21 protein-coding genes are annotated in these 21,342 nt (G+C 57.8%); 10 read left to right on the forward strand and 11 right to left on the reverse strand.

All coding sequences use genetic code 11. From position 1 onward, the window contains the following. Positions 1-17: 17 nt before the first annotated feature. The 7 genes from AB4Y32_RS10095 (at position 18) to AB4Y32_RS10125 (ending at position 5,973) form a co-directional block, all read left to right on the forward strand. Positions 18-899, forward strand: a complete 882-nt coding sequence (locus AB4Y32_RS10095; protein WP_368721203.1) for an intradiol ring-cleavage dioxygenase — start codon at positions 18-20, stop codon at positions 897-899. Next, a complete protein-coding gene (locus AB4Y32_RS10100; RefSeq protein ID WP_368721204.1) occupies positions 896-1,246 on the forward strand; it encodes a Dabb family protein in 351 nt (116 codons plus the stop codon). The genes AB4Y32_RS10095 and AB4Y32_RS10100 overlap by 4 nt, the downstream gene beginning before the upstream one ends. Beyond that, positions 1,233-2,297 (forward strand): maleylacetate reductase, encoded by a 1,065-nt coding sequence (locus AB4Y32_RS10105; protein ID WP_368721205.1) that lies wholly within the window; start codon positions 1,233-1,235, stop codon positions 2,295-2,297. Before AB4Y32_RS10100 ends, AB4Y32_RS10105 begins: the two co-directional genes overlap by 14 nt. Before the next feature lie 67 nt (positions 2,298-2,364). Beyond that, a complete protein-coding gene (locus AB4Y32_RS10110) occupies positions 2,365-2,649 on the forward strand; it encodes a YciI family protein (protein ID WP_368721206.1) in 285 nt (94 codons plus the stop codon). Between the two features lie 122 nt (positions 2,650-2,771). Then, complete coding sequence (locus AB4Y32_RS10115; protein WP_368721207.1) at positions 2,772-3,575, forward strand: SDR family NAD(P)-dependent oxidoreductase; 804 nt, start codon at positions 2,772-2,774, stop codon at positions 3,573-3,575. Positions 3,576-3,702: 127 nt separating this feature from the next. Further along, a complete protein-coding gene (locus AB4Y32_RS10120; protein ID WP_368721208.1) occupies positions 3,703-4,611 on the forward strand; it encodes a LysR family transcriptional regulator in 909 nt (302 codons plus the stop codon). A 384-nt stretch (positions 4,612-4,995) separates the two neighbouring features. Next, the gene (locus AB4Y32_RS10125) at positions 4,996-5,973 is read left to right on the forward strand and encodes an LLM class flavin-dependent oxidoreductase (protein ID WP_368721209.1); all 978 of its coding nucleotides are present in this window, start codon (positions 4,996-4,998) and stop codon (positions 5,971-5,973) included. 205 nt (positions 5,974-6,178) lie between these two features. On the opposite strand, the gene AB4Y32_RS10130 is transcribed toward AB4Y32_RS10125, so the two are convergent. The 5 genes from AB4Y32_RS10130 to AB4Y32_RS10150 all read right to left on the reverse strand — a co-directional run bounded on the left by AB4Y32_RS10130 (position 6,179) and on the right by AB4Y32_RS10150 (position 11,787). Continuing rightward, positions 6,179-6,952: an SDR family NAD(P)-dependent oxidoreductase gene (locus tag AB4Y32_RS10130; protein ID WP_368721210.1), complete on the reverse strand. Its 774-nt coding sequence runs from the start codon at positions 6,950-6,952 to the stop codon at positions 6,179-6,181. A 35-nt stretch (positions 6,953-6,987) separates the two neighbouring features. After that, positions 6,988-8,001 carry an ABC transporter permease gene (locus tag AB4Y32_RS10135; protein WP_368721211.1) on the reverse strand — a complete coding sequence of 338 codons (1,014 nt, stop codon included), beginning with the start codon at positions 7,999-8,001 and terminating at the stop codon, positions 6,988-6,990. Between the two features lie 22 nt (positions 8,002-8,023). Continuing rightward, complete coding sequence (locus tag AB4Y32_RS10140) at positions 8,024-9,562, reverse strand: sugar ABC transporter ATP-binding protein (protein ID WP_368721212.1); 1,539 nt, start codon at positions 9,560-9,562, stop codon at positions 8,024-8,026. Between the two features lie 63 nt (positions 9,563-9,625). Continuing rightward, on the reverse strand, positions 9,626-10,645 hold the full coding sequence (locus AB4Y32_RS10145; protein ID WP_368721213.1) for a sugar ABC transporter substrate-binding protein: 1,020 nt from the start codon (positions 10,643-10,645) through the stop codon (positions 9,626-9,628). Positions 10,646-10,935: 290 nt separating this feature from the next. After that, entirely contained in the window at positions 10,936-11,787 is an 852-nt protein-coding gene (locus AB4Y32_RS10150) for a sugar phosphate isomerase/epimerase family protein (RefSeq protein ID WP_368721214.1), read from the reverse strand. Positions 11,788-12,171: 384 nt separating this feature from the next. Here AB4Y32_RS10150 and AB4Y32_RS10155 point away from each other — a divergent pair, with 384 nt between their 5' ends. The 3 genes from AB4Y32_RS10155 (at position 12,172) to AB4Y32_RS10165 (ending at position 15,405) form a co-directional block, all read left to right on the forward strand. Further along, on the forward strand, positions 12,172-13,299 hold the full coding sequence (locus tag AB4Y32_RS10155; protein WP_368721215.1) for a sugar phosphate isomerase/epimerase family protein: 1,128 nt from the start codon (positions 12,172-12,174) through the stop codon (positions 13,297-13,299). Between the two features lie 538 nt (positions 13,300-13,837). Then, the gene (locus AB4Y32_RS10160) at positions 13,838-14,902 is read left to right on the forward strand and encodes a porin (protein ID WP_368721216.1); all 1,065 of its coding nucleotides are present in this window, start codon (positions 13,838-13,840) and stop codon (positions 14,900-14,902) included. A gap of 152 nt (positions 14,903-15,054) precedes the next feature. After that, the gene (locus tag AB4Y32_RS10165) at positions 15,055-15,405 is read left to right on the forward strand and encodes a BON domain-containing protein (protein WP_368721217.1); all 351 of its coding nucleotides are present in this window, start codon (positions 15,055-15,057) and stop codon (positions 15,403-15,405) included. 643 nt (positions 15,406-16,048) lie between these two features. On the opposite strand, the gene AB4Y32_RS10170 is transcribed toward AB4Y32_RS10165, so the two are convergent. The 6 genes from AB4Y32_RS10170 to AB4Y32_RS10195 all read right to left on the reverse strand — a co-directional run bounded on the left by AB4Y32_RS10170 (position 16,049) and on the right by AB4Y32_RS10195 (position 21,324). Further along, positions 16,049-16,492: an integrase gene (locus tag AB4Y32_RS10170; protein WP_368721218.1), complete on the reverse strand. Its 444-nt coding sequence runs from the start codon at positions 16,490-16,492 to the stop codon at positions 16,049-16,051. 126 nt (positions 16,493-16,618) lie between these two features. Beyond that, positions 16,619-16,894 (reverse strand): hypothetical protein, encoded by a 276-nt coding sequence (locus AB4Y32_RS10175; RefSeq protein WP_368721219.1) that lies wholly within the window; start codon positions 16,892-16,894, stop codon positions 16,619-16,621. A gap of 185 nt (positions 16,895-17,079) precedes the next feature. Then, positions 17,080-17,310 carry a hypothetical protein gene (locus AB4Y32_RS10180; protein ID WP_368721220.1) on the reverse strand — a complete coding sequence of 77 codons (231 nt, stop codon included), beginning with the start codon at positions 17,308-17,310 and terminating at the stop codon, positions 17,080-17,082. A gap of 470 nt (positions 17,311-17,780) precedes the next feature. Beyond that, positions 17,781-19,679, reverse strand: coding sequence for an nSTAND1 domain-containing NTPase (locus tag AB4Y32_RS10185; RefSeq protein WP_368721221.1), 1,899 nt, complete (start codon positions 19,677-19,679; stop codon positions 17,781-17,783). Positions 19,680-20,052: 373 nt separating this feature from the next. After that, a complete protein-coding gene (locus AB4Y32_RS10190; protein WP_368721222.1) occupies positions 20,053-21,063 on the reverse strand; it encodes a hypothetical protein in 1,011 nt (336 codons plus the stop codon). A 3-nt stretch (positions 21,064-21,066) separates the two neighbouring features. Next, on the reverse strand, positions 21,067-21,324 hold the full coding sequence (locus AB4Y32_RS10195; RefSeq protein ID WP_368721223.1) for a hypothetical protein: 258 nt from the start codon (positions 21,322-21,324) through the stop codon (positions 21,067-21,069). Positions 21,325-21,342: the final 18 nt, after the last annotated feature.

A 21,342-nucleotide genomic window follows, 5' to 3' on the forward strand; every position in this document is an offset into this window, starting at 1 on the left:
CACCGGAGACATGCACGATGCGCAACATCAACGAAGACACCATTACCCAAGCCGTTATCGCATCGTTCGCGGATTGCAAAAATGCAAGACTGCGGACCATTATGACGAGCCTGGCGCAGCATCTACACGCTTTTGCCCGCGACGTTCATCTCACTGAGGACGAGTGGTTCAAAGCTATCGAATTTCTAACCGAGGTCGGTCATATCACCGATGACAAACGACAGGAATTCATTCTGTTGTCGGACACGCTCGGTCTCTCCATGCTGGTCATGTCGCAAAACAACCGCAAACCAGCCAACTGCACGGAAGCGACAGTGTTCGGCCCCTTCTATGTTGAGGGTGCCCCCCTCTACAGCAACGGAGATGACATAGCCAACGGCGCGAAGGGCGCGCCTTGCTACGTGAAGGGTCAAGTGCGCGGCGCAAACGGCAAGGGCATTCCAAATGCACAGATCGATGTTTGGCAGTCGGACGAGGAAGGTTTCTACGATGTCCAAAATTTCGGCGATGAAGGGCACTCCGTTCACCGCGCACGTGGCAGATTGAAAGCGGATGCAGAAGGCTACTTCAATTTCCGATCCATCCTCGCTGAAGCCTACCCCATCCCTCATGACGGGCCCGTCGGTCGCATGCTGCAGGCAGTGGGACGGCATCCGTGGCGACCAGCGCATCTGCATTTCATGATTGAAGCGCCAGGATACGAGCGGTTGATTACCCACGTATTTCGTGAGGGCGATAAGTACCTCGACTCCGACGTAGTGTTTGGCGTGCGCTCAACGCTTATCGTGGAGTGGAAGCGTCATGAACCGGGAACTGCCCCTGACGGGCGGAACCTTGACGCTCCATGGTACACGCTCGACTACGACTTCGTGCTTAACCCGCTGGAGGTTCACGCATGATCCGACATATTGTGATGTGGCGAGTCCGTGGAGAGACGGTTGCGGAGCGAGAGGCGGCGTCAACTCTCGTAAAGAGCAGATTTGAGGGCTTGCGAGGTTTGATTCCCGGGATGCGTCACCTCGAAGTCGGACTCGACTACAGCAAAGTTGACTACGCTTGCGATGCAGTACTCGTCACGGAGTTCGACTCGCGTGAAGCGTTAGAAGCTTATGCCTCTCATCCAGAACACCTCCGCGTACGCAACGAACTGGGCGACATCCGGATTGCAAGGTTCCAAGTCGACTACCTCGCAGAAAGCGAGTCGAATCCGGAAACCGCAGTGGAGTATTTCCATGCAAAAACGTGAGTTTGTTTATCAGGCACGAGCTGGACGCGTCGTGTTCGGGGCCGGAAGCCTGAGGCATCTCGAGCGAGAGGTGCTTCAGCTTAACTCAGAGCGCGCACTTATCTTGTGTAGTCCTGATCAGAAAGAGACCGGCGACGTCGTTGCTGCTCGGCTCGGCGCTCGTGCAGTCGCGGTTTTCGACCGTGCTGTTATGCATGTCCCCCTGGAGTTAGCGAAGAAGGCCCGGGAAATGGCTGCTGAGCTGCGGGCTGACTGTGCCGTCGCAGTTGGCGGCGGATCGACCATTGGCCTTGGTAAGGCCATCGCGCTGGAGTCGGATCTCCCGATTCTCGCTGTACCCACGACTTACGCGGGCAGCGAAATGACTCCGATCTACGGCATCACCGACGCGGGTCTCAAGAAGACGGGCACGGATCTCCGGGTGCTGCCGAAGACCGTCATCTACGACGCAGACCTCACAATGACGCTGCCGGTAGGTCTATCGGTTACAAGCGGGATCAACGCGATCGCCCATGCCGCTGAGGCCCTCTACTCGAAAGACGAGAATCCGATAACGAGCCTGATGGCAGAAGATGGGATTGCAGCTCTTGCCCGTGCATTACCGGCGATCGTTGCCGATCCTCAGAACCTTGACGCCCGGGCTGATGCCCAGTACGGTGCGTGGCTCTGCGGGACGGTACTGGGCAGCGTCGGGATGGCGCTGCACCACAAGCTTTGCCACACGCTCGGTGGCAGCTTCAACCTTCCGCACGCACAGACCCATACCATCGTTCTGCCGCACGCGCTTGCGTACAACAGGCATGCAGCGCCGCGTGCGATGGAGCGAATCGCTCGCGCCTTGGGGGCAGACGACGCTGCGACTGGAGTCTACGAGCTTGCCAGGAAATGCGGTGCGCCGCTGGGACTCAAGGAAATCGGCATGTCTTCGTCCGATGTAGAAAAGGTTACCGAAATTGCCAGTTCCAATCCCTACTGGAACCCGAGACCGATCGAACGCGAAGCAATTCATGCATTGCTGCAGGACGCTTTCGCTGGCGTTGCTCCGCGATAGGCACTCGTAATCCCGGCGGCTCGGCCCAATTTCGCCCGTTGGCTGCTTTTGAGAAGGGAGAGTAATCATGCATTTCACGGTCTACTGCCTCGACCATCCGAACATGGTCGAGCGCCGGCTTGAGAACTATGACGCGCACAAAGGATATCTGCAGACCTCCCCGGTAAAGACGCTGATATCGGGCCCGCTGACGAAGCCGGACGGGCAGACCATGATCGGGAGCTTCTTTCTTTACGAAGCCGATTCAGTCGAGGACATCGAGCGGTTCGTTGAGAACGACCCATTCAACCAAGCCGGAATTTGGAACACGGTCGACATCAAGCCGTTCATCAAGCGGGTGGATAACCGCTAAGCGCAAGTCGTTGCCCTGCTGTCCAGTGCATGCCTGCCATGGTGGACGAAAGGCCCTGCACAGGACCGCAGAAAACCAGGATTGACGCTTACGAACAAGTCAATTGAGCAATCGGAGACAGAATGAACACAGGCCTTGAAGGCAAGATCGTCCTTATAACAGGTGCGGCCCAAGGCATCGGTCGGGCAACCGCCATCGCGTTCGCGCGCCAAGGCGCGCGCCTCTGCCTTATCGACATCGATGCCGGCGCGCTCGAGGAAACTCAGTCCGAGCTGCGTTCGCTCGGGACCAATGTCACGATCGCACGGGCAGATCTGTCGACGGCAGACGGTGTCGCCGCCGGCGTTGACACTGCGCTCAAGACTTACAACGGCCAAGTCGACATCCTCGTCACTAACGTCGGATCGGGGAAAGTTCGAACCTTCGATGACCTCTCAGATGAAGACTGGGCTTTCACAATGAGCCTCAACTTCCTGAGCTACGTCAGAACATGCCGGCATCTCCTCCCCGTGCTCCGTGCTCGGGAGAAGGGGGTCATCATCAACAATGCTTCTGACCTGGCACGCCAGCCTGAGCCAGTTCCGATCGACTACTCCGCCTCCAAAGCTGCCGTCCTCGCTCTTACGAAGGGTCTCGCTCGTGCCGAAGCGCCGAAGATCCGGGTCAACGCGGTGGCACCGGGGCCGGTTTGGACACCGTTCTGGACGAAGGAAGGCGGTTTCGCCGATACCATGGGCAAATTCCATGGAATGGCTCCGAAGGAAGCCGTCGAGCGCGAGTTGTCGCTTCGGAACCTGCCGCTCAATCGGCTTGGCGAACCTGAGGAGGTGGCCAACGTGATCGTTTTCCTCGCTTCGGACCTGGCTTCGTTTGTAACTTCCGCAGTATGGGGCGTCGATGGTGGCAGCATTCGAAGCCTTATTTAGTCCGACGGCTTACCGGTCTGAACCCGCATCGCACCGATGCGGATGCTCGAAGGGAATACTCTAGGTTGACGCTAGAGCGGAAAAGCCGGATATTGGGGAATTTATTTCTCAAGCCAACCGGGCAGAAATGGCACAAGCCGATACGTTTAGCGGGATACTGATTTTTGTGACGGCTGCTAAATCCCGCAGCTTCACCGATGCATCGGAACAGCTTGGCCTGACCAAGTCCGCAGTCGGCAAGGCAATAGCCAAGCTTGAGGAACGACTTGGCGCCCAGCTCTTCCATCGCACCACCAGGAGCATCTCGCTTACCGCGGACGGTGAGGCGTACTTTGCGGCTTGCGCATCCGCCCTTGAAGAGATTGCCGCAGCGGAGACCGCGCTGGGCCCGGGTCAGCAACGGCCAGTCGGTCGCCTGCGCATTGATATGCCCGGTGTGTTCGGGCGCAGGGTGATCGTTCCCATCCTGCTAGATATCGGGCGAAAGAACCCCGATTTGCAGTTCACGATGACCTTCTCGGATCACCTCATTGATCCAATCGAGGAGGGAGTTGACCTCGTCATCCGATTTGGCGAGGTCCAAAGCTCTAGCGGCCTGGTCGCTCGACGACTGACTCGTCAAAGAATGCTAATAGTTGCATCGCCCAATTACCTGGCACAACGAGGCACTCCAAAAAACGCCGAGGACTTGGACCATCACGTATGCATTGTCGGCCATCGGCGCGGGCTACCACTTTCGTGGCGAATCAATGTTGACGGCGAGTCGCGCCGGATCTCCCCTCCCGCGACGCATCAAATTAGCGACGGCGATCCAATCGTCGCGGCCGCGCTTGCCGACATGGGCTGCTGTCAAATGCCGATGTTCATGGTGCGAGAACATCTCGAGTCCGGTCGTTTGGTAGAGATCCTTCAGGACATATCAACCGATATCATAGATGTGAACGCAGTCTGGCCGAAAGTGGGGCACTTGCGACCCAAAGTGCGCCATGTAGTCGACACTTTGCTCGAAATTGCGGCAAGCGGCGGCCTCGACTAAACCAAACCTTCCGCAGCCATCGATCGCGAGTACGGTCTGTTTCCGCTCGGCAGAACCGCGCTACGCAAGACCTCTCGATTTTCACCGATCGACCGCCGGCTTTACGTTGATCGACGAGGATCTCCGCCTCGCCGCACCTCTAAGGAACAGGTCGGCTCGACCGCCGCAAGCGGATCGCGCCCAATCCTTTGGCTCAGCCGAGCAGTCCCTCAATAGAAAAAAATTCCACTGTCTGTGGAATCTTTTGGTCTTTATTCGTCGTCGATTCATTGTGATGATGAGCATCGTAAAGCAGCTCCAATCTGCGAATGCGGTCTCCCGCCGGCAAGGCGGCAACGTGTTCGCCGCTTCTGATGCGGAGCCCACGTATTTTCTGGGGAAAGGATGACATCACTATCGGTCTTGGACCTCGTAATGATCGGCGAGGGAAAAGAGCTTGCAGACTCATTGCAGGACGCACTTCGGCTAGCACGACATGTTGAATGGAACGGCTACCAGCGATACTGGGTCGCGGAACATCACAACATGCCAGGTATAGGCTCAGCAGCAACATCCCTTGTGATTAGCCATCTGGCTGCTGGGACAGCGACGCTCCGAATTGGGTCCGGCGGGATCATGCTGCCAAACCACTCCCCGCTGGTCGTCGCTGAGCAATTCGGAACACTTGATAGCCTCTACCCCGGCCGCATTGACCTGGGCGTTGGACGGGCGCCGGGAGCCGACAGCGCGACCTCCCACGCGGTGAGAGGAGCGAATACAGCCGCTCGGGACCTTGCCGAAGACGTGGCGTTACTTCAGGGATATCTATCAGACGACGGATCACAAAGTATCCGCGCGATTCCAGGCCGTCGAGACGTGCCTATCTGGATTCTCGGTTCAGGGATATACGGCGCCCATTTGGCTGCTGCGATGGGCTTGCCTTTCGCTTTCGCGTCTCATTTCGCGCCTCAGCTGCTTTGGCAGGCGGTCGCCGCGTACAGGCAAAACTTCAAACCGTCAGAACACCTCGCTCGTCCCTACCTGACGCTCGGTGTGAACGCGTTTGCTGCTGAAACGCGCGAAGAGGCCGCATTTCTCGCCAGCTCGCATTTCCAGTGGGTGGCGAACCTGCATTCAGGCAATCCAGGGCCCTTGCCAAAGCCGGTAGATGGCTTCGTCGAAAGCCTGTCCGAAAGCGCCAGATACAGGTTGATGCAAGAACTGTCGTGTATCGCAATCGGAACCAAGATTGAGGTCGGCAACTGGCTGAGAAAATTCATCGAGGAAACGGGAGCCGACGAACTCATGATCGATGCGCGGATCTTTGACGTGGCCGCGCGGTGTCGGTCTTATGAACTTGTGGCTGCGTCCCTTGCACAGTAAGTTCTGTGATCAATAGCTTCGCAAGGAATCTTGGACCCTCCCCTGCCCAGACGTAACCTTCAGCGCCGTAAGCAGGTCCGGGATCTTGTCGGGGCAGCGCACGCGTAATCGTCCGTCGCTCACCCTCGCTCCCCGTATTGGTAAAAAAGAGCCGCCTGACGGCGGCTCGGTCCTCCCAGCTGGGACGTGTAGCGCCCGTGTCCGGTTAAGAAACGGAGTATGCGCCGTCGACCAGGAGGTTGTGTCCGGAAATCCCACTCGCCGCATCCGAGGCAAGGAACGCGACAGCGGAGGCGACTTCACTCGGCTTCATCAGTCGACCGATCGGCATGTCCTCGAGCCATTGCTTCATGACTGCGGGGTTCTCTTCGCCGACCGCCTGAAGCATGGGCGTTTCCGCATAGGCCGGACTGACCGCGTTGACACGGATATTCCGTTTCGCCCACTCGACCGCAAGATTTCGGCACATGTGCGCGACCCCGGCTTTCGACACGTCGTAGCCGATGTGAACCTCTGGTCGAACTGCTGTGACACCGCAGATCGAAGAGATCGCAACGATAGACCCTCCGCCTGCCTTTGCCATCGCACGTCCGGCTTCACGCACGCAAAAGAAGACACCGTCCAGGTTCACGCCCATCACTCGCCGCCAGCTCTCATCGGTATGCTCAAGTGTAGTCTCGTCGTAGGACACGCCAGCATTCGCAACAAGAATATCCAGGCGGCCATGCTTCGAGACAATCTCTTCAACGCCCTTCGCGACCGCCTGACTATCAGCAACGTTAAAGGCGTTGAAAACAAGCTTCGAAGGATCGGCATCGAGGCTGCTCGTTGCTTCAGCGGCAACGTCAGGCCTGTCGGAAAGGACGACAGTCGCGCCAAGCGCTAGCAACTCCTTGGCAATAGCTTGGCCAATCCCCCCCGCACCGCCAGTCACGAGCGCAACCTTACCCTGCAGCGACAGCTTCTCAATCAATGTCATCACGTTCTCCAATATGGTTTTCGACCGACCGCAATTTAAGACCTAGGCTTCTCGCCGCTGAGACGGGCGATGACGAGCGCCACGAGGATGATCGCGCCGTACGCAGCGTCGATCCAGAACGCGGCCACCTGAGAAAGGGTCAGGATGTTCTGCAGGATGCCCAACAGGAGAACGCCGGTCAGTGCGCCGATCAGGCTCCCTTGACCACCGTTGAGACTGATACCACCGATAACGGCTGCGGCGAACACGTAGAAGATCATGTTCTGGCCCTGGCTTGCAACGATTGAGGAGATTCGGCCGGTCAGCATGATGCCGGAGAGTGCGGCCAGCACGCCTGCGACGACGTAGATCAGGATGGTGATTCGCTCAACCCGGATACCAGCGACACGTGCCGCCTCCGCGTTCCCACCGATCGCGTAGATCGAGCGGCCGAGGCGATGGTAGCGTAGCAGGACCGCGAACGCGGCGAACAGAATGCCAGCAACCCAGATCGACGCGGGCACTCCAAGCCACTTGGCCGAACCCAGATACGTGAAGCTTGCCGGCAGGTCGAAGAGCGTGCGGCCATTGGTGATACCAACTGTCGCACCACGCAGCAGAATCAACATTGCGAGCGTGGCGATGAACGCGTTCAGACGGAGCTTCACGATCAACATGCTGTTGAAAAACCCGATCGCAGCGCCGATCGCGAAGGCAACCGTGATGCCCAAGCCGCCGCTAAGCCCCAGGCCCAGCCCGCCATTCGACGCGTCCGTAGCCATTAGCCAGCCTGCAACCATAGGCGCAAAACCGACGATTGACTCAAGAGACAAGTCGAACTTGCCCGCGATCAGAATGAGCGTCTGCGCCAAAACAAGGATGGACAGCTCTGACGACTGCTGCAGAATATTAAGAAGATTATCCGCGGTAAGAAACGCTGAGTTAAGAAATGTCCCGATGATCATCGATACGATGATCACGGGAACCAGAACCAGTTCACGAAGCGATCCGATGATGTTGACCCTGCCCGTCATGCCGGTCGGTACAGTACGCAAAGAAGTGTGTGCCACGGTGGTATCCTCAAGTTTGAATCTACAGTCCCTCAATCGCCGCCACGAGCTTGTGCTCGTCGTACCCAGCATCGAATGTGTGGGTAAGGCGCCCTCGGAATAGGACGTGAACGCGACTGCATATTGCGAGCTCATCCAGGTCGTCGGAAATCACGAGGACGGAGGTGCCTCGCGCTCTAGCCTTTTCGACGATCGAAAACAACGCTCCCTTTGATGCGATGTCTACGCCCTGAGTGGGAGATGCGAGCACTAGCAACTTGGGCTTAGTTGCGAGGGCGCGGCCAACCATACCCTTCTGTTGATTCCCGCCGCTAAGTTCGCCGATCGGCTGACTCTGCGATGAAGCAACGACGCCGAGTGATTCCATCAATTGTCGGGCTGCGTCAGCCTGTTTCCGAGGACTGATGAATCCCGCCCAGCCGAACGTGTCGTTAATCGACACGGTAATATTCTCGGCAATTGACAGTTGAGGTAGTAGGCCTTCCTCATGTCGGTCCCGGGGAACGAAACCCACACCGCATCTTCGCGCCCCCGTGGGGTCTCCTCTGGGAACCGGCTGACCATCGAGGTGGACGACGCCCGCGTCCGGCGTCAGAAGTCCGGCTATCACCTCCCCGAGCTCATCCTTTCCTGAACCCGCCAGGCCAGTGATGCCCAGGCATTCTCCACGGCGAATGCTGAACGAGACGCTCTCGATCTTGCCAGCCAGCGACACATCTTCGATGCTTGCCGTGATCGGTGACGATTCACTCGCCGGTGGCGCTGATGTCCGCCTTAGAGCGGTCCCTGATGCTCCAACCATTGCCTCAACAAGACTCGCCTTCGGCATATCCTTGAGCAGGCTATCCGCGACCAGCTCGCCATCGCGCATCACACTCACGCTCTGACATATCTCGTAGATCTCTTCGAGATGATGCGAGATGTACATGAATGTGATCCCGGACTCTTGAAGTGCCTTGATGCGATCGAACAGGCGGGAGACCTCCCGCCGTTCCAGTTCAGCGGTCGGCTCATCCAACACCAGCAAACGGCTTCCCTGCAGTAACGCACGACCGATCTCCACAATCTGGCGTTGCTCGACGGTCAAGCGCCAGGCGGGCATGGTTGGATTTACGTCGAGTCCCCAGCTACGCAACACATCCGCTGCGTAGTCGAATGACCGGCGCCAGTTGATCCACTCGCTACCCTTCGGGTTCTGACGATTGAGCAGCAGATTCTCGCCAACCGAAAGAGTCGGGATAATCGTCCAACGTTGATAGACACATGCGATCGTCTCCCGCCACGCATTTCGGTCGTTCAGAGGGGGCGCGGGACGCCCTGCGAATTCGACGGTTCCGGACGTGGGCTCGTGCAAGCCGGTCAGCAGTGCAACAAGCGTCGACTTGCCTGCACCATTTCGCCCGACCAGCGCGCGCGAGTCGCCTGTCGGAACCTGGAGTGACACGTCCTTCAGCACACGCACAGAACCAAAGCTCTTGCAAAGGTTGTGGGTGGATGCGGCGAGGACGGGACGGTCGATTGCGCCTTCACGATGGGGATCGGCAACGGCGGTTGCGTTCACTTCGGTGTCTCCTATTACTTGGCTGATCCTTGAACAGATCTTCCTGCGCCAAATTTCATAAACCTACTTCTTCGCGTTACCCCACAAAGACGAGTCATTCACATTCTTCTCGTCTACGACCGTTGCCGGAATGAGATCCATCTTGTTACTCCCCAGGGCAACTACGTTCGCCTTGATGTCACCGTGATCAGCGGTGTCAGGGGTCTTGAGGGCTTGGTGGGCGAAGAAGACGGCATGCTTGATGTAGAGATCCAACGGTTGCGAGATCGCAGCGTCGACGTATTTTTCCCGAATGTTTTTCAGCGCTGTTTGCGTCCCATCGATGGTCACCAATGCAATGTGCTTCGGATCGCCCTTTGGAGCCAGCTTGCCAGCGCTCTTCAAGACACTCAGGACGCCCTGGAGCATGACGGAGTCGCTTTGAGCGTAGATCCCGTTGAGGTCCGGATTGGATGTCAGGATGGTTTGAGTAATGGACGCGGCCTTTTCGGGCTTCCAGTTCGTCGGCTGTTCGATGACCTTCACGTTCGGGAAATTTTTCTTCATGCAGTCATCGAAGCCGACCGTTCGATCCCGGCCGTTGGTGGTCGCTTGGTCACCCATCAAGGAGAGCACCTTGCCCTTACCATTGAGCGCCTTGCCCATCGCTTCACACGCCTGCTCACCCATCTTGATGTTGTCTGCGCGGACGATCATATAAACCGTACCGCCGGCCGGCGCCGCGTCGACCGCGATGACCGGGATGCTCTTTTCTTTCGCAAAGTCGAGTGCGGGAACGATGGCCCGACTGTCGGTCGGGTTGACAATGAGAAGCTTGGCACCCGCTGCGACGAGGTTACGTACGTCGGTGATCTGCTTGGCGGCGTCACCGTTGGCATTTGATGCGGGGAGGACAGCAAGACCGGTGCTTTTTGATTGATCGAGGGTGCCTTCAACGAGAACCGATTGAAACGGATCGGTCAAGAACCCGGCGGAGTACCCGATCTTGGGCGGTTCAGCAGCAGCGAAAGTTGAAACGCTCGCCAGCGTCGCGACGGACGCGAGGGTCGTACCAATGGCTTGCACAAACGATTTTGAGCTCATGCTTTGTCTCCGTTAATGTGTGAATCCGCCGGTCTCAGCGGTATTTTTGTGCGCGTCACGTGTGTGATTACAGGTCCGCGCGATGAATCAAGGGCTGCGTGGCTGAGCTTGAAATTAAGGCATTGCCGCCACACGAAAAATGCCCATAAACGAAATCACCTTTCCCCTGGCCGGAAAAATCGCGGGGCCCGATGCGCCGCCACGAAGGTCGACCGCGCTCCCCTTAACCGCGCAAGGGAGAGGAAGAGCGGCAACCGATGTTCGAGCGGCGTGCATCGTAGGTTCGGGATCTATGCCAGGAATTTGCGGCCAGCAGCGATCGCAGCTTCCGCGGCTTCGGCCAAGGACTTCTCCCGCCACGACTTGGAGAGCATCTCGACTCCCCACGGCCCCGCATAGCCCGTCTCGCGCACCGCATCGATGAATTCACGGACGGCGAAGGTTCCCTCACCGGGCAGGAGACGGTGGTGGAGCGTGTCATTCCAGATGTCTCCTACCATTTCCTTGGCGGCGTCATTGATCTCAACGGAGACGATGTCGCTAGCTTCGAGACGCGCAATGTCTGCCATCGTCGAAGGGCCGCGTTCGATGTGCCAGATGTCGAGGAACAAACCTCCATTCATCGCGCCGGAATCGCGCACGACGGCCATCGTGCCGTTCACACTGTTGAAGTTCGACCACGGCATGATTTCAATGCCGACCTTCATGCCGCCTCGGCCGAATTCGGCGCACAGATCGCGGAAGGTTTCCACAAGCACTTCGTGGGGCCACTCTTTGGCCTGGTGATCACCTGAAACCTTCAGCGCCCTGGCGCCCAATGCTTCGCCGGCCTCCAGGAGATCGGCACGTTCAAGGTCGGACCGCGCCTTGCGATCGCCATCGGCAAACCAGTCGGTCAGAATCTCGACCTCGATATCCTCGATGCCGTTCGTCTCGAGGATTCGCTTCATGTTCGCGTAGCCGAGACGATCGCGGACTGCGACGAGATCCTGATGCACAAAGCCCATCCCCTTGAAACCTGCCCGAGCGGCTGTTTCAACGCGTTCTTCAAAGCTGAATGGGCTGACTTCAGTTTTTGCCAGCGGGTACACCGCACCAGAAACCGTCCAATAACTGGCGACGAAATTGATAGAACCGGACATTCGAATACTCCTTGTATCGATGATTAGTGCCTTGGAACGTCAAACTTGCGTGAATCGCAAGTGGCGCTAGAGACGAGGGTCGGTATAGGTCATCAGGACACGATATCCGTCAGATCCAACGTGGCCTTCTACAGATCGCCGACTTAACGCGCCTGGCGTTTGGGCGAAGAGTCTGTCACGCAGGCGCACGCGCGCTCGTCACTCTGCGTCGGCGCAAGGAACGCCGCCCTGGGCTACTGAGCGACTTCGCTGAGAACAGCGGCGACGTTGTAGAAGGGGTAATAGATGCGCGGAAGGTCACGCTGCTGTCTCCTGAACCCGAACTGGAAGGGTCCGTTTTGTTGTTCATGGGAGGCACAGTAAGGCGTCGCGCCGGAAAGAAAAATGCAACAGCACGAAAAGTTATTTCCGCCCAGCGGAAAAATTCCGCGCCAACGTCCGCGGAAGGTCCGCGAGAGCCGGAAAAATGAGGCTGGGCGCGGCTTTGGCGGAGGAGATGCCGCCGGGCGGTCAGGCAGAAAACAGGACGGTATCCTTGAAGTCTACTCACTGGCGATTCTCTGGTTATTTATTCGCCAGAGCGACTACGTGATAGTTGCGGAAATCTCAAGCGACGCCCATGTCGGACGCGTCGCTGTTTTCCGTGAGGGTCTTATGTCTGAGTCCAAAATCGAGCTTGTCGCCGCTTACTTCACTCTGTCTGGCGACGTTTATCCATTCGGCCCAACCGAGATCAGTCCGTTCAGTTTCAGGGATCGTGTCGAGGCCGCAGCAAAGGCGGGTTGGGACGGAATCGGCCTGATTCACACGGACATCTACGCTACTGCTGACAAGATTGGCTTCCCCGAAATGCGCCGAATCCTCGAGGCCAATGACATCAAGCACGTTGAGTTCGAGTTTCTCGTTGACTGGTATCAGACCGGCGAGCGACGCCGCACCTCCGACAGCATGCGGTACTACTACCTCAAAGCTGCCGAAGAACTTCGGGCGCGTATCGTTAAGGTCGGGCCCGGGATTGGCGAGGAAGCTGCGAACGTACCTCTCATGGTCGACGAATTCGGAAAGCTGGCCGATGACGCCGAAAAACGCGGTACGCAGGTCATGCTGGAAATCATGCCTTTCAGCAACGTTCGCACGATTGAAACCGGCAGAGCAATCGTCGAAGGTGCGAACAAGGCAAACGCGGGTCTGCTGCTCGACATCTGGCACTTGAGCCGTGGAAACGTCGACTTCAAGGAAATTGCAACGATAAAGCCTGGCTTCATCAAGGGCATCGAACTCGACGACGCAGACCGCTATGCGATCGAGCCGCTGTGGATGGACACGATCCACAAACGCCGCCTGCCCGGCGAAGGCGTGCTCGACGTGAAGGGCTTCATCAAGGCTGTGCAGGCGACGGGCTTCGACGGTCCGTGGGGGGTGGAAATCCTGTCCGAAGTGGAACGCAAGCTTCCTCTGGAAGAAATGGCTACACGCGCGTACAACGCGACGATTCGCCAGTTCGAGGGCTGATCGGTAACCAAAGAGGGACAGCAGGATGGTCTCGCTCTACACGCGCTTCAAGATTTTGCCCTCGACCAGGGAACTGTTTGTCCCGCTCCTCGCTGGGTTGCTGGAAACAATGGCCACGGACCCAAACTTTGTGTCTGCTGTGCTCAGCGAGGACCAGACGACGACAGACGAACTAGTCCTGTTCAACTCTGGAACGGCACAAAAGAAACGTGGCTCCGCGAACGGCCTTCTATGCCATATCGGGTCGCGCACGATGCCGCCATAAAAGACCTCTTCGTGGAAGAGGAGCGGTTATTCCTCGCTCCTCTAGTGCTTCAAAACTAGCAGAGTCAGGGTTCCCTGGTTGTTACTCGCTCGCCGCGGTCTCGTATCGCCATGCTTGTCTCGTCGTCAGCTTGACCGTCGTTTGATCTGAATACGGCTTTCCTTCGTCATCAACGACGCTCGACTAACCGACGTCCATTTTATATGGAGTACTGACTACTAATAAACTTCCAAGAGACTTGCCACAAATAAGACTACCTAACATGGAGGAACAATGAAAAAGGCGATTTTTATTGCGACTTTCGTCGCATCTGGTATGGGTGCCGCGCATGCTCAGAGCTCGGTCACGTTGTACGGACGGATCGCATCCGGACTTGATTTCGTTAACAACGTCGCAACGGCTAACGGCCAGACCGCGAACCAGTACCGTTTCGGAAGCAATCAGTACGGTATAAGCTGGTGGGGCCTGACGGGCAGTGAAGACCTCGGCGGCGGTTTGCACGCGGAGTTCAAGCTGGAAAGCGCGTTCACGGCCGGAACGGGTCAAGTCGGACAAAGCTTATTCAATCGTTATGCTTATGTCGGGCTCAATAAAGACGGCTGGGGCAGCCTTTGGGCCGGCCAGGTCATGAGTTTGACGGATGAGACAGGATACTATCTCGATCCGTTGGGCCAGCAAGCAATTGGCATCGCGAATTTCGCGAAAGGTCGCGCGTACGGATCCCGATCCAACACGATCACCTATAACTCGCCGAAGTGGGCAGGTTTTTCCTTCAGGTTGCAGAATGGCTTCGGAAACGCAGCCGGAAATTTCCGTGGGAATCGACAGCTCAGCGGAAGCGCGACCTACTCTCTCGGCGGCTTCAATGCTTACGGCGTCTATGAAGAGATCCGGGACGGGAACGGTAAGTTGTCAAATCCGTATGTATCTTCACGTGAGTACATGATCGGCGGCACTTATCAATTTAGCGCCCTGAAGTTCTACGCTGGCTATCAGGCACTAGTGTCCTCCGGGAGCGATACTGTCGCGAGCGCCACTAATCCGTTCGCTTCGACCCGCAACGAGCAAGAATGGTTCGGCGCATCGTACCAGATCAACCCGGCGCTGGCAGTCGGTGCGGGGTGGTATCACGGCAACGCGAACCACGGTGGAGGCAGTGGAAATCTGGGGGTGATCGGCACAACGTACAACCTTTCCAAGCGCACTTTCGTGTACGCGACCTTCGGAGCAATGTTCAACGGCAAAAATTCGAACTGGCCGGTTGAAACCGCTGATTCATTGCCGTTAGCAGGGCATAACCAGCAAGGAGGCTACTTCGGGATGATGCACACGTTCTAACGGGACGGGGCGCTGACGTCGACGTAGTTCGTCGACGTAGCGTGGTCCCCTATGCGGCTGCCACCCAACTTGTCACATAACTTGAACTACCCGAGCGATTGGACTTTGGCCGCGTGGGCACACTATTGAGACGTTTTATAGTGGAGGTGTAAGTGAATACGAAGAAGGCAGCTTTGCTCATAACTTATTCATTGTTGACCAGCACGCCGTTGGCCGGGTTCGCGCAAGGCGGAAATGCGTCGTCCGCATCCCAAACGACGAAGTCCGCATCGAGCAGCAAGTCCGCCGACCGTGCTCTGCAGAAGCGAGTGCGGGCGGCGCTTGCAAAGGACAAGCAACTCAATGCGGCCAACATCACAGTCCGGGCCCGCGGAGGTGCTGTGTCCCTGCAAGGAAGCGTGACCAGTCAGGATGAGGTGTCACGGGCCGAAGAGGTCACGAAGGGCGTTTCGGGTGTCACCTCGGTTACCAACTCACTCACCGTTCGCCAATCTGGACAGTAGCCGCTAGCAAGGGAGTCCGCGTATGTGTCGTTGCGCCGGGGGTGCAGGTCTCTCAGGCAATCCTCCGCTGCTACTTACGGGGAAGCACCTTCTGGCCGCCGCGCGGCTCGCGCGCTAAACGCGCGGTCGCGCTACTTCGCCCCAACCTTCACGCACAGTCCAATAACGTTTTCGGCGCTTCCCGCACTGATAGCTACGGAGTGAGGGGCGGCATCAGAAAACTTTAAACTGGAACGGCCTCGGCGAACGACTACTGAAGCGCCTAAGCTCCGCGCCGCAAACATTAGTGTGGCACCACCGAAAGAACGGTCGTCGTTGACTGGCCGGTTACCGGGGCGGAGCCGACGCCCGGACGTCCAGTCACCGACGCATGTGGACGGCGGGTTGTGGCCGAACGCTGGCGGCGAGGTTAACGTCAAGAAAGAGGATGGGCGTTCCAGCGATAAATATGGCGTTTTCCAAGTTAATGAAAATGACCTGTTGAGACAGACCAACAACGGGTCCACCTCATAACTTACCGAAGTTAGAAGATGACTTCACGACCCTCGACTGCTAAAGGTCGGATGCCTACTCTCATCGGTCTCGTTCGCGGCACGCGGATCACCGCCCCTCCCTGCGTTGAGCGTTCTGGATCAGCCGCAACCTACCCAGCACCCTGTTCGGCGTCGAGAATCTGGCGTATCAGTTGCAGCACGATATCGAGTTCGTGCCCGGTGCCGATGATTATGCTGGCAGGGGTCGCGCCGCCAAGCGCGCGATGAGGGGTGAGCAGGAACTGATGGACCACGTAACAGTTGCTGCGAGCACGGACAAACGGATCGAGCACAGTGGCAAGCCGCTCGGGGCACGCGTCGAACTGCCAGCGAGGGTATCGGAACTCATGCGGTTGGCCCCGCAGGGTCAAGGCATAGAGCGCGCCGCGCTGTCGGGCCGCCTCGATCGAGGTAGCGGTGCGTCCAGAGTACGACGCTGCATCCGTCGGGCGCAAGGTGTCACGATGATTAAACACGGCTATGGCCAGTCGCCACCCACGCCGCCTGGCGGCCACCAGCGGATCGGGCCCGTCTGGAGAAACTTCACTCATCATGTCCTCATGGCTCGGCTCATGTTTGTTTCCTCGCTCTTACGGGCGTCACGCTACGCATGAAGTCTGGGGCCGCAGCGGGCCCCGCGCGGGTCTCCTCCATGCCGCCACTCAACGCGGGCGTTCTCATCATGCACACAGGCCGAAACGCAGGTGATTCAGGACGTGCATGACCCGCTCGCGCTCACCCTGCGCCAGCAGTTCAAGCGCGCTGAAACCGCCAAAGCCGATCGTGCGACTCACGAGCCAAGAGGCGGCCTCGCCCCGGGATTCAAAGGTTGCCAGGAGTTCGTCGACCAGTTCCGGGTCGGTTGAGCGGAGCGCGCCGATCGCCCGGAGACCGGTCTGCCCGAGGCTACCGTACAGCGCGCACGCCTCTTTCGCCAGTGTTTTGATCTCGGTCATGGTTTTGCTTCTCATGTGCTCCGCGACGGGCAAGGCGGCCGACAAGGGACCGGGCCATTCAGAACAGAGACAGCGGTTCATCGCCAGCGACAACCTTCGGCTTCCGCGGTGGAAGCGGATTTGCCTCAGCGTACATCGCTTCGACTGGATAGAGTTGCAGGAAAGAGCGCGCCTCGTCAGTCGATTTACACGACAACCAGTCCGCGTGCTCTGTCGGCGGAATGATGACAACCGAGCGCTTTCTCGTCGCCTAGCTTATGAAAGCGTTTCATCAGCAGATGCTCGTCGGAGTTGACGGTCATCATCGTGAAGGCGATGGACAGTGAGCCTTCGCCTTCCTTCCACTGACGCCACAGGCCGGCGATCGCGAAAACATCCCAGGCGTCATTCGGATTGGCTTCGTAGCTGGTACACATGGCGACCTCCTTGACCCGCCATGATAGCCACGGCCCTTGCGGAGCGAGCGCCTACACTACTGTATGCTTATATAGCATTTAACCATGTCTACCCTCTCCAACCCATACGGAGCGAAGCGCCCGTGCTCCGAATGTGAGCATTGGGACGGCACCGTAAATGGCATGTCGCATGCCGAGTGTAGGGCCGATGCCTCAAATCGACCCGTTACCGCCCCTCAGCCAGTCTCCGCGAACGCCACCAACGTGCTCCAAAGCGGCCGCACGCTACACGGTCGGCGTATCTTGAGGCAGCCGATTCGTGTTCGCATCCGCTCATACTCACAAAGGATCAGGCTGTACACATTCGCGAACCATTTGTCGCTCCATGCGCGACCTTGGGTGGCGGTTGTTGTCCGTGAGACGTCAGGCGTTACAACAGGTGCAAAGCCTCCCGAGGGGTGCCGCGCATCTTCGTCACGCCGCAACGATCATCAAAAAACGCGTCGCGAGGGAGGCTGCAGCTGTACATCAAAACAGTTATCAAATTTGACTTGAGGCGCCATAGCGATCCGCAAAAACGATTCGACACTTGTCGAACGGCCACTGTCGTCCGAACCGTTGAAGATGATCACAAGCTCGATCTCCTTCGCCTTAATACTCTTCGCATAGTTCGCAATCGCAGGAGGGAGGTATATATTATCCCTCAATTCATAATTACCTTTGCCCGGAATAGTGAAAGAGCCGCCAAATATCCTCACCATCTTTTCGGAATAGATTTCCCGCCCATCAAGGGTTATCCATTTGACTGTTTCGGATTTCATGGAGACCGGAACCCCGTTGACCTCTTTAAATAGATAGGCGACCGGAAGATAATAACAAGGCGCGAGGCTGATAGTGTCAGGCATCACTTCAATGTTCACTGCGGCAGGACGATGTGTTGGAATCAGGAACGGCGCAGCAAATATACCCACAAGCCATATAATGGTTCCGCCTCCAATTACCCATGGCCTTGCACGTCGCCAAGCGGAGACGCGCCAGCCTGCCAGAATCTGATGATAGAGACCGGCGATGAAATCGTGAGCGATTTCCCATTTTCCCTGTTTCGGGTCAAGTTCACGCACGATACCCTCGCTCGCGAGGGGCACCAGATGGCCGCGTACCTGCGCCGGACTGAGTCCGACAGTGCGCGCGATGTCTGCGCAAGAAACGGGTTGCTTGGTCCCATTGCCGGTCATCATGCAACGCAGTATTGAAGGGGCGAAGTCACGTATATCTTTTCTTTCGATCAGATCTCGAAGATAGCTGCGCAGCAGCGTGCCTCTTCGGTAATTTTTGGGGAGCGCTTCAAAGCGGCCCACCACCATTCCAAAAAGATTGATGGTGACCGGACGAATGAGACCAGGCGTCTGCTCTACTTCGCGCGCTTCTTCGCGAATTTCGGTCTCAAGTATGGGGCTGACTGTGAGTCCTGAATTTCGAAGAAACGTCATCGCATCGCGTTCGAGAAAAGCCGGAACCTCCTTCCGATCTTTTTCGATTTCCGGAAGTCCGAGCGTATCGAGAAGCGCGCGGTAGTCGCTGCGCAGGATCATCAGCACCTGCAGATTTCGCACAGGTCTTTCCGCTAGCGAGTGCAGAAGCGCGGTGAAAGCATCGCGTTGCGCGTCGTCAGCTAGAATCAGGAACTCCTCGAACTGGTCGAGCACCAAAAGCAGCTTCTTGGTATCAATGCGCCTCCCCGCTCGTTCCAACATGTCGCGCAGACTTTCGTTTCCGCCGGTCGGCGGGCGCTCCCAGATCACGCCAGGCTTCAACAGGGCCTGAGTAACCGCGGAAATGGGGTTGCCGACGATCCGAGCGCTCACGACCTGAGTCAGGACGCCCTCACGGGCGAGTTTGGGTACCACCCAGGCAGAGATGATTGAGCTTTTCCCGGAACCCGACGCGCCGCTAAGGTAGAGCAGCGGCGCAGGATTCCCCATCAGCCATTCATAGACCTTCTCGTGCACGTTGTCCGCACGGCGAAAGTCTGCTGCAGAGTCGTACGGTGTAAGGCGGAAATACTCCGGATCTTTGATCTGTCCGTGAATACCCCGCTCTGTCGCGATACGCTTGTTCCTCTGTTCGCGCCACGCCGGCACGAGCCATAGAGAGATCAGCAGGGCTGGGATAGCCGAAAAGATGTACGCAAGCCACTCAGGAACCCCAAAGCTGGTGGCCTCTCGGATGACAACAATCGGGACGCCAGCGAACGTTACAAGGAGGGCGATGTAAAGCTTGGTGGCCCGGTAAACTGCTTTGAGAATCGACAGGAAGGACGGATTTTTACCGCGTGGAGGAGGACTCCGTTCGCCTTTTGTTGCGCTAGGGACAGCGTTTTTCTTTGGCATGTCCGCTCCGCTGATATCCTCTTCTTTATAGGCGAGGATGCTAAGCCTTATCGGACAAAATTCACCGGCCTGCTCTTTAGTATCTTCTCATATATAGGATACTGTCCTCTAACGCATACTGGCCGAACATAAAAAAACACAATCACCCTGCTTGCTGTGATGGCACAGGCCCGATCGCTCAAATGAAATTCACCGTCGCGCGTTTGGCCCGTCTGTCGAATCATCGGTCGTCGTCGCTGCAAAATGGCGGTTCGTCGCTCGTCAACAGACGTTCACCCAAAGAGTGCGGAGGACCGCTCTTGGCCGAACCCCGCCGTCCATCCGCAAGCCTCGGCATGAAACGAGGTGCGACGTTAAATGCAACGCGACCGTGCTATCCATGCGTCGCTCCTTTTACATGATCCCGGGCAGCATCGACTACGGCCGACGGATCTGTTGCCAGGCTCTCACGAGGACGTTTGCCCTGGAGCATGCTGTTCGTCGACTCGAACCATGAGGCAATCCGGAGCGGCATGTAATCGTGAAAGACCTTCAGAATCTCTGCGACTTCGGGGATGGGATTGCCGAGTTCGTCAAAAATGTATGCCGGATATAAAGTCTGTCCGGCCCGCTCGATGGAAAAGATCTTGCCCTCCTTCTCCCAACGGCTCGTCACCGCCTGCAGATTCGAGGCATCGGGATTCTGCCGCCTGCCAACGGTTTGAGCGGTCACCCATGTCGTTCCGCTGAGCACGGCGGCAACCGCCTTCGCCTCCATCCCGGCGCGCGAAAGGGGCAACCGCCTGACCGGCGAAGCGTCGACGAGTCCTTGCAGGGCGCTCTCCTCCTGCCCGTTGATGTGTTGCCGCACCTGGCGCGTCAGCTCTGCCCCGGCTTCCGGCGTGATTGCACTCCCGAGGTTTTCCAGCGCGTTGAGAATCACCGACGCCGCGGCACGCGTCGCATCCAGTGCCATCACGATCCGGCTGATGTCAGCGACGGCCGTCGGGCCGGTATCGGGCGACGGGTCACCTCTCCCGGAGGCAATCGCGCCGGCCGCGACGGCGGCGTTCATCGCCTCGACAGACATGGCATCGTCGGCACCATGCCGGACGATGCCCCGCAAGGCGCTCAACGCAAGCGGGTCTGAAGACAGGTCATTGTCGTCGATGCTCGTTGATGAGATCCGCAACCATTCACCTAAAGTGTCCCGGACACAGTGCTGGCACAGGTCGACACTGATCGCGCAGCCATCGCCAAAAATGGAATGGAATCCCCCGTGACAGGCGATCGACACCCGTTCATGCCACTCCCGGTCGGCATCATCCGGGGTCATGCGCCGTCCGCAGCGATCGCACGTGCACGCTGAGACCTCGTACACCGATTTCTCCCGGAATTCGAGCATGCCCTACTCCTTCAATCGCGGCGCATCCCTTGTCCACTCTCGCGGAACCAGCCCCAGCTGCCGCGCCGTGGCCGTCGGCAGACGCAGCACGACAGTGCCGGTGGGATGCCCCCAGAGACTGCCGATCATGGTCACATCGGCCTGCACGCCCTCGAGCTCCAGATAGACGATGTCGTCTTTCTCGAACAGTTCGGTATAGAGCGTCCAGCCTGGCAGTTCACCTGTCTTCTCCTGAAACCGGATCGTGTCTTTGGTGCCCATGATGGTTTTCCTTTGCTT

This window comes from Paraburkholderia phymatum, assembly GCF_040965635.1.
In the GTDB taxonomy this organism is placed as follows: Bacteria; Pseudomonadota; Gammaproteobacteria; order Burkholderiales; family Burkholderiaceae; genus Paraburkholderia; species Paraburkholderia phymatum_B.